This window comes from Psychrobacter sp. T6-5 (assembly GCF_052258485.2).
GTDB lineage: Bacteria > Pseudomonadota > Gammaproteobacteria > Pseudomonadales > Moraxellaceae > Psychrobacter.
Genome location: NZ_JBQQEY020000003.1, coordinates 1 through 6,341 on the forward strand (window position 1 = coordinate 1; position 6,341 = coordinate 6,341).

9 protein-coding genes are annotated in these 6,341 nt (G+C 38.7%); 5 read left to right on the forward strand and 4 right to left on the reverse strand.

The annotated features are described in order from the left end of the window. On the forward strand, positions 1-249 hold a 249-nt coding region (locus ACTXGK_RS29180), incomplete at its 5' end, for an MvaI/BcnI family restriction endonuclease (RefSeq protein WP_522910264.1). Between the two features lie 237 nt (positions 250-486). Here the strand turns inward: ACTXGK_RS29180 and ACTXGK_RS29185 are convergent. The 3 genes from ACTXGK_RS29185 to ACTXGK_RS29195 form a co-directional block, all read right to left on the reverse strand. Beyond that, a complete protein-coding gene (locus ACTXGK_RS29185) occupies positions 487-1,035 on the reverse strand; it encodes a hypothetical protein (RefSeq protein WP_443517732.1) in 549 nt (182 codons plus the stop codon). Continuing rightward, complete coding sequence (locus ACTXGK_RS29190) at positions 1,032-2,012, reverse strand: MobA/MobL family protein (RefSeq protein ID WP_443517733.1); 981 nt, start codon at positions 2,010-2,012, stop codon at positions 1,032-1,034. The genes ACTXGK_RS29185 and ACTXGK_RS29190 overlap by 4 nt, the downstream gene beginning before the upstream one ends. Positions 2,013-2,323: 311 nt before the next feature. Then, complete coding sequence (locus ACTXGK_RS29195) at positions 2,324-2,521, reverse strand: hypothetical protein (RefSeq protein ID WP_443517735.1); 198 nt, start codon at positions 2,519-2,521, stop codon at positions 2,324-2,326. A 198-nt stretch (positions 2,522-2,719) separates the two neighbouring features. Between ACTXGK_RS29195 and ACTXGK_RS29200 the strand changes: the two genes are divergently transcribed. Continuing rightward, a complete protein-coding gene (locus ACTXGK_RS29200; protein ID WP_192524854.1) occupies positions 2,720-2,971 on the forward strand; it encodes a mobilization protein in 252 nt (83 codons plus the stop codon). Positions 2,972-2,973: 2 nt separating this feature from the next. Then, positions 2,974-3,273 carry a hypothetical protein gene (locus tag ACTXGK_RS29205; protein WP_443517736.1) on the forward strand — a complete coding sequence of 100 codons (300 nt, stop codon included), beginning with the start codon at positions 2,974-2,976 and terminating at the stop codon, positions 3,271-3,273. A gap of 942 nt (positions 3,274-4,215) precedes the next feature. Here the strand turns inward: ACTXGK_RS29205 and ACTXGK_RS29210 are convergent. Beyond that, positions 4,216-5,511 (reverse strand): DNA methyltransferase, encoded by a 1,296-nt coding sequence (locus tag ACTXGK_RS29210; protein ID WP_443517737.1) that lies wholly within the window; start codon positions 5,509-5,511, stop codon positions 4,216-4,218. Between the two features lie 94 nt (positions 5,512-5,605). Here ACTXGK_RS29210 and relB point away from each other — a divergent pair, with 94 nt between their 5' ends. Beyond that, complete coding sequence (relB, locus tag ACTXGK_RS29215; protein ID WP_443517738.1) at positions 5,606-5,860, forward strand: type II toxin-antitoxin system RelB family anti-toxin; 255 nt, start codon at positions 5,606-5,608, stop codon at positions 5,858-5,860. Further along, a partial coding sequence (locus ACTXGK_RS29220; protein ID WP_522910267.1) for an MvaI/BcnI family restriction endonuclease occupies positions 5,853-6,341 on the forward strand: 489 nt, incomplete at its 3' end. The genes relB and ACTXGK_RS29220, both read left to right, overlap by 8 nt.

Sequence of the window (6,341 nt, forward strand, 5' to 3'; positions counted from 1 at the left end):
GTCACAGCTAACACTCAAACGATTAACGACACAGAGCACTTTCATTTTACTAATGCCGTTATATTTTATGATTTTATATCCTTCGAACATTTTCTAAACCTAGTTGAGCAAGGTTTGATAATGTATGATGTAAGAATTGGAGCCTACAAAACTGGTAGCAAGAGAGGTAAAACTCATGATCACGGCTCAGGATTCAGAATTAAAAAAGAGAATATGTCTCTATTATATGAGCAGTCTATAGTAATTTAAGAGTAGGCAGGCAAAGACAAAAAAAAGCCCCTATCTAAGGGGCTTTTTGGTCACTAATCCAGCCGTCAAAAACCGCCCCAATTTCATTTACCATAATGCAGCTTTATGCGAACAATGACAGTTTTTATCGTGCTAAAAGGGCTGGTATTAGCAGTCATTTAAGGTTAGAAATTAGCCAAGATCAGGCAGTCTTTTTTGCCTGTCCTGGCTAATTTCTAACCCAACAACCAAAGGGCGTTAGTCTTTTAAATCTAAAACACAATAATCCTCAGACCGTCCAAACTTACATTCTTTTGTCATCACTCTAGCGCATAGCTTACCGTTACAGCGTTCAATATCTAAATTACCGCCCTGCTTGTCTAGCTGCGCTATCGTTGCTCTACGCTCTGCAATATCATCAAGGCTCGGTATAAAAAACATTGATCCTAGTATCACCACTAAGCAAGTCCCTGAAATTGCGCCTACGGTCATAAAAGCATGCTTCCAACCTAGTGCCTTTGTCTCTTGTTTTATAGCATCAGCTGCACATATTGCCCCGCTAGAGGCTTTTTTAAGCTCTTGGGCAGTCTTAGTGGCATGATTGCTTAAATCGCTCTCTAAAGACGCTCTAGCGTCATTCAGCGAGTCTTTAAATAATGATTCTGCTAACTCTGGTAAATGCTTATGCAAGCTTTCAATTCCAGCTTGCTGCTTTTTGATGATTGCTAGTGTTTGAGCAATACTTTCCTGCTGTTCTTGCGCAGTTGTTATGAGCATAAATAGCTGTTTTTTAGCATCCTCATTCATATCTCAAACCCTCTGTCTTGCCCCTTGTCATGGGCTTGCTGTTGCCTTTCAATATCCAGTTTTTGTTGCTGCTGTTCCTGTCTGAAGGCTTCATATTCAGCTTTAAAATCTTGCATACCTTGTATTTGTTCTTTGATGCTCGCCATCTCTGTCTTCGCTTCTTTGAGGATATTTATTTCAAGCTTTAAATCGTGCAGCTGCTCATTATCTGCTTTAATTTCTCGGTTAAGATCGCCCTTATCCGTTGTAACACCCCTACGCTCCATTGCTGACGCTTGCCACCCCATTTTAATAGTTGGCTGCCTATCAACTCCTTGCTCTTTCAGGCTTCTATGGTCTATACGCTCCTCAATACCCTGCTTTTCTAACTGTGTGTTGACGATAGTTTCCCATTCCTTACGTAGCGCTTTGATTTCGGCACTGGTCGAACCTAACCCTAGCTCTTTACGCTTGGCATTTGATAATTCAATACTTGTCTTATCACCTAACTCGATGCCGTCATCGGTACGCTCAAGCTCTCTTGTGGTGGTCATAATATGAGCGTGCCAATTACGATTATCACCCTCTTTATCGGGGGAGTGAATAGCCACATCAACGCCTACGTTGTAACGCTCTGCGAGGACTTTAGCGAACCTAACCGCTACCCTTGCGCCCTCATTCTGTTTTAGGTCTTTACGCTTATCTTTATCTTCAGGTACAAGCTCATGCGGTATTGCTAGCACCCATTCCCTAGCAGTGCGCCCATCTTTTCGGTTTTCTGCAAGCTCCGCTTTATTCCACAGCTCGCTACGATCAATCTTTTTCATAGTCTTATCAAAAGTATAAGCCATTTCTACACCGTCACGCTTTGAGTAGTCATGCTTTAACCCTGTGCGCTCGTCTGTAATTTCTGTACCAGCACGATAAGCGGCAGATGCCGTTGCACTGCGTCCGCTGCTTCTTGATATAGGCTTGGTAGTTGCGTAGTAAATTGCCATATAAAGCCCTTACCCCCTGTAAGGTTCGCTTTGGAGATTGCAAGTAAGTAACCTTTGTTTTAAGTAAAAAATTTACTTTTAGTAAATAGTATTGCCAGCTGAATAATTGGTTGGCAAACCCACATAAACAAAGGAGTTACGATGAATATTCTTAAATGGCTATTTTCAAATTTGGACGGCATTTACCTTGTCATCTCAATAGTGGAAGCTCTGCTATCTGTCGCTTTATCTGTGATTGAGTTGCTTCCAAAAATAGGCGATCTACCTATGATTTTCTAATATTGATTAGATGCAATAGTGGCTTGCCATGACTACGGATGTATCTCATTTTTTAGGGTGAACATGATGCCTAATAACAACCGTTCTTCAATCTCGGTTAGGGCATTCAAACCGTAGTCATGCGTCTTTAAGATGACCGATTGTTGGTCTGCGGTTAGCTCAACGGTGATCGGTTCACTGGTTGCAAGCTCTCTATACTTCTCAAAACTTGATGCTTCAAACAGGCTCATTTTTATTATTCCCTTTTCTTAGCTTTAGTCGTTTTGGCTTTTGCTCCGCAGGACGTATTTAGGACTTGAAAATTTATGCAACAACGTGGAATAAATTTCTCAAGTCGTAAATGCGCACTTCCCTAAAAAGACAGGAAAGTGAAAGCTCTCCAATTCACTGTTATACTAACACAAATATTAATATATTTAGGTGAGATTATGCCAACAATAGAACAGAAGATAGCACGCAAACAAGACGAGCTTAATAGACTAAAAACAAAACAAAGAAAATTAGATACAGCGCAGAAAGTGGTTATTGGTGGGATGATTTTATCACTAGCTAAGAACGATCCTGATAGAGCCAGACAGCTGCTTATTGATATTGATAGCAACATCACACGAAAGACAGATTTAGACCGCTTAGAGAGTGTTATAGACGATTTGACCGTCACACGATCAAAAGGAGTTTAAACATGGCTTATGATTATTTTATTTCAACCAATGACAGTAACGATAAGGTAAAAATTCCAGAATGGATTAGCGAACGTGACGATAGAATGGAATCTTATAAATCAGCTGGTGAGGTGGACTATCGAGGTAAATTCACTGGCGATGAATTGATCCAACTAGCCAATGAGTATGCTGAAACATGGGGAGATGCTATGAATAGCTTTCATGCAGACCTTCAAAATAAAGGCTTGGCGTATATAAAAAATGCTGAGACAGATCAATTCACTGTATCAGCGATTTACTGGTCATCAGATGCTTACTGAGTTAGACCAACTAAAACACTTTTTTTTGACGTTTTTTTAAAATATTAAATGTTTTAGTTAGCTAGTTTTTAAGCTACAGCCCTTTATTCTCAGAGGTTCAGGCTTACTTATCTTTTCACATTAGTTTTTTAATCAACGATCTCGACACTCACTCTGCTGATTGAGTGCTTTTTTTTTTTTTTTTTTTTTTGCTATTATTATCTTAACTTAAATTTTTCTTCAATCTCTTATGTTATATAGCCTAGTGGGCTATATAACACTTGACTGAGCCTAAGTTGTTCTTATGCTCTTGGTTTGGCTGGGTTCTGAAATCAGGGAACACTCACCCTAAAGGACTCGCAGTTGAAAAACTGCAAATCCTTTAGTGTTGTTACCTTGACGGTGTTCACTCATGCCCTCGGCACGACTTGGGACACTCATCAGGAGGTCATCACTGTATCAAGCTGACCCTGTTAAGATTACGGCTGATAGCACCGCCTAGACACGCTCTTAACCGCTATACGCTTTCTAATGCTAGCAAGGGCAATGTGCCCAATGTACCGCTTCGAAAGACAATATAACCACTCATTGCGTTGCTCAATATGTCTAGAACCCCCTGTCGAGAGCTTACTGTCACCCACACAATGCAGTCGTCACTGATGCCTGCCACCCATTGCTAGGGAACAGTTACAAGGCGTTGATTGGTGGAAGGTAACGAGCAAATAGGCGGTTTTACTGAGTAAATTAGGTAATTTACGGTAGTAATATGGGTGATTTGATTGCAAAATAGCCTAGTTTTGGCTTAGAATATGCCCTAATGGGCTTAATTGCTGGTCAAATAACGCTGTTTGAGAGCTTATTTGGTCGTTACAGTCGTCGCCAAACGTCTGTAACCGTTAATGAACATTAAACGATAAACCTCCCTATTACGTCAAGTAGTAGGGGGGTTTATTTTTTAATAACCTATATTTTTTGAAGAACAATAATACTTTCCTCAGTCATGGTAGCTGTAGTCTCGCCTACAACGTTAGTTGCACTCACTTTTCTTGGCATACGTTTATTATGAATATCTCTATAGTATATGTTCTTAAGCTTTAGCCCATGGTTAATACCTAGCTCGGCTATAATAATATCTGTATGTAATTTAGTTTCATGAACAATTCTGGAAGCTGTAACTAAAACAAAGAAACCGTCCTTTTTCAGATAATCGGCTCCATTTTGTAAGCATTTATCTAAATCATCATAAAACGAAAGAATATCTTTCAGACGATCTCTAGTCCTTTTCTGTTCCTTCTTATCTTCGGCTAACGCTATTCTAGATAGAAAAAGCTCCTGAATATTTCTAATAGTTAAAGACTTATCATAGAAATCTTCCACTTCAATATCTTTAGTATCACCACCTAGCAGATCATTGTCCAAACGCCTTATCGCTTTATCATACAAGCTGTTCAGTTGCAGAAGTTCAGAAGAAAAAGCAGAAAACTGACCATAGGCGACTGTTGTTCTACTGTCCCCATAAGGAGGAGAGGTTAAGATCAAATCCACACTGTTTTCTTTAATACTTTCTAGCTTCACTCTACTGTCTTGGAAGTAAATTTTTGGTGTGCAATCACCGTTATCTACATCCTTTAGCTCTTGAATAGCTTTAGCATTTCTTTGAATAATTGGTGTTATTTTCTTTAAAAGTTCAGGCTTGTCGAAAAAAAGCTCTTCACTAACTTTCTTTTTGTCTTTATGCAGCTTAAAACCACTGTGTACACAGTAAGACACTTCTCTAATTATTTCACTTAAGCAAATTCTTAAAAAATCTTTTATGTGTTTATTTTCAATAGCATCTATTGCACCAATAGCATCATTAACTGACTTATTAGTAACTTCATGGAACCAAAACTCTTTGTTATTTATCTGATGTTCACCAAAATCCTGATTTAGGAAGTTTACTTCCCACTGTTCTATACCAGCCTTCAATATCTCTTCATCAATATATTGAGTTTTTACTTTAGTTATCAGTATAGCTAAAGGATTTAGTTCAATACCTTTGCTATGTCTTTTTAACTTCATAGCTTCTAGGAGGGTAGTACCGCTACCTGAAAATATATCTAGTACGGTATCACCCTCATTAGAAAACGCCTCAATTATCTTTCCTGCTAACTCAGGAATGAAGACAGCAGGGTAGCGATGAACCTTATGGGCTAACAAAGGCTTGTCTCTTTCTTTGAAAGTCCACTCTAACAACCATTCTAAATCAACTTTATTCATAAGGAATATATAACCTATAGCTTTTTGAAACCACAATGATATTAGCACATTATTCTTCTTGCGTTAAGAGTTAATTAATACAAGGAATTGCACTATGCCTTTGATGATAGCTGATGTCCATTCGGAGATTAGCGGAAATATTACGCGTTTAAGAAGAGAAAAGGCTTTTACTCAAGAACAGTTAGCTCATGAAATCAAATACTCACAAGCATTTATTAATCAAATAGAGACGGGCGTAAAAGACTGCAATATTGAGCAAATATATAAGATCGCAACTGCGCTTGACTGTTCAATCTATCAAATACTTCCTGACTTTAAACTAGACCTAGAGGATAACCATAATGACTGATCTTGACTTATTTATTAGAGACTTCAATAGGGTAAGAGACTTAGGTTTCACACCTTCAACAAGAAGAAGCAACACAGGAATTGGTAAAACATTTGAAGATCTAATGGGAGTAGTGGAAAATAATATAGCAGAGCCTGACTTACACGGTTTTGAGATCAAATCGCAAAGGAATTTAAGTGGCAGCTATGTAACTTTATTCACCAAGTCTCCCACTATGCCTATAGGTGCAAATACTTACCTGAGACAAAGTTATGGCTCTTATGACGAAAGTTATCCTGATGTCCAAGTCCTGCATACGTCTATGTTTCATGGTCGCTTCAATACACACATAGCAGGGTCTAATTTCTCAATACGAATTGACCGTTTAGAAGAACGGTTATATATCGTAGTACAAAGAACTGATGGAAGTCTGGACGAGTCCGTTTACTATAGCTTTGAAAACCTACGTCAAGCTACCCAAAAGATAGAGAATTTAGCCTTC

Coding starts and splice junctions, on each gene's coding strand:
- ACTXGK_RS29185 (WP_443517732.1), bottom strand. CDS start 1,035: ATGAATGAGGATGCTAAAAAACAGCTATTTATGCTCATAACAACTGCG.
- ACTXGK_RS29190 (WP_443517733.1), bottom strand. CDS start 2,012: ATGGCAATTTACTACGCAACTACCAAGCCTATATCAAGAAGCAGCGGA.
- relB (WP_443517738.1), top strand. CDS start 5,606: ATGCCTTTGATGATAGCTGATGTCCATTCGGAGATTAGCGGAAATATT.
- ACTXGK_RS29195 (WP_443517735.1), bottom strand. CDS start 2,521: ATGAGCCTGTTTGAAGCATCAAGTTTTGAGAAGTATAGAGAGCTTGCA.
- ACTXGK_RS29200 (WP_192524854.1), top strand. CDS start 2,720: ATGCCAACAATAGAACAGAAGATAGCACGCAAACAAGACGAGCTTAAT.
- ACTXGK_RS29205 (WP_443517736.1), top strand. CDS start 2,974: ATGGCTTATGATTATTTTATTTCAACCAATGACAGTAACGATAAGGTA.
- ACTXGK_RS29210 (WP_443517737.1), bottom strand. CDS start 5,511: ATGAATAAAGTTGATTTAGAATGGTTGTTAGAGTGGACTTTCAAAGAA.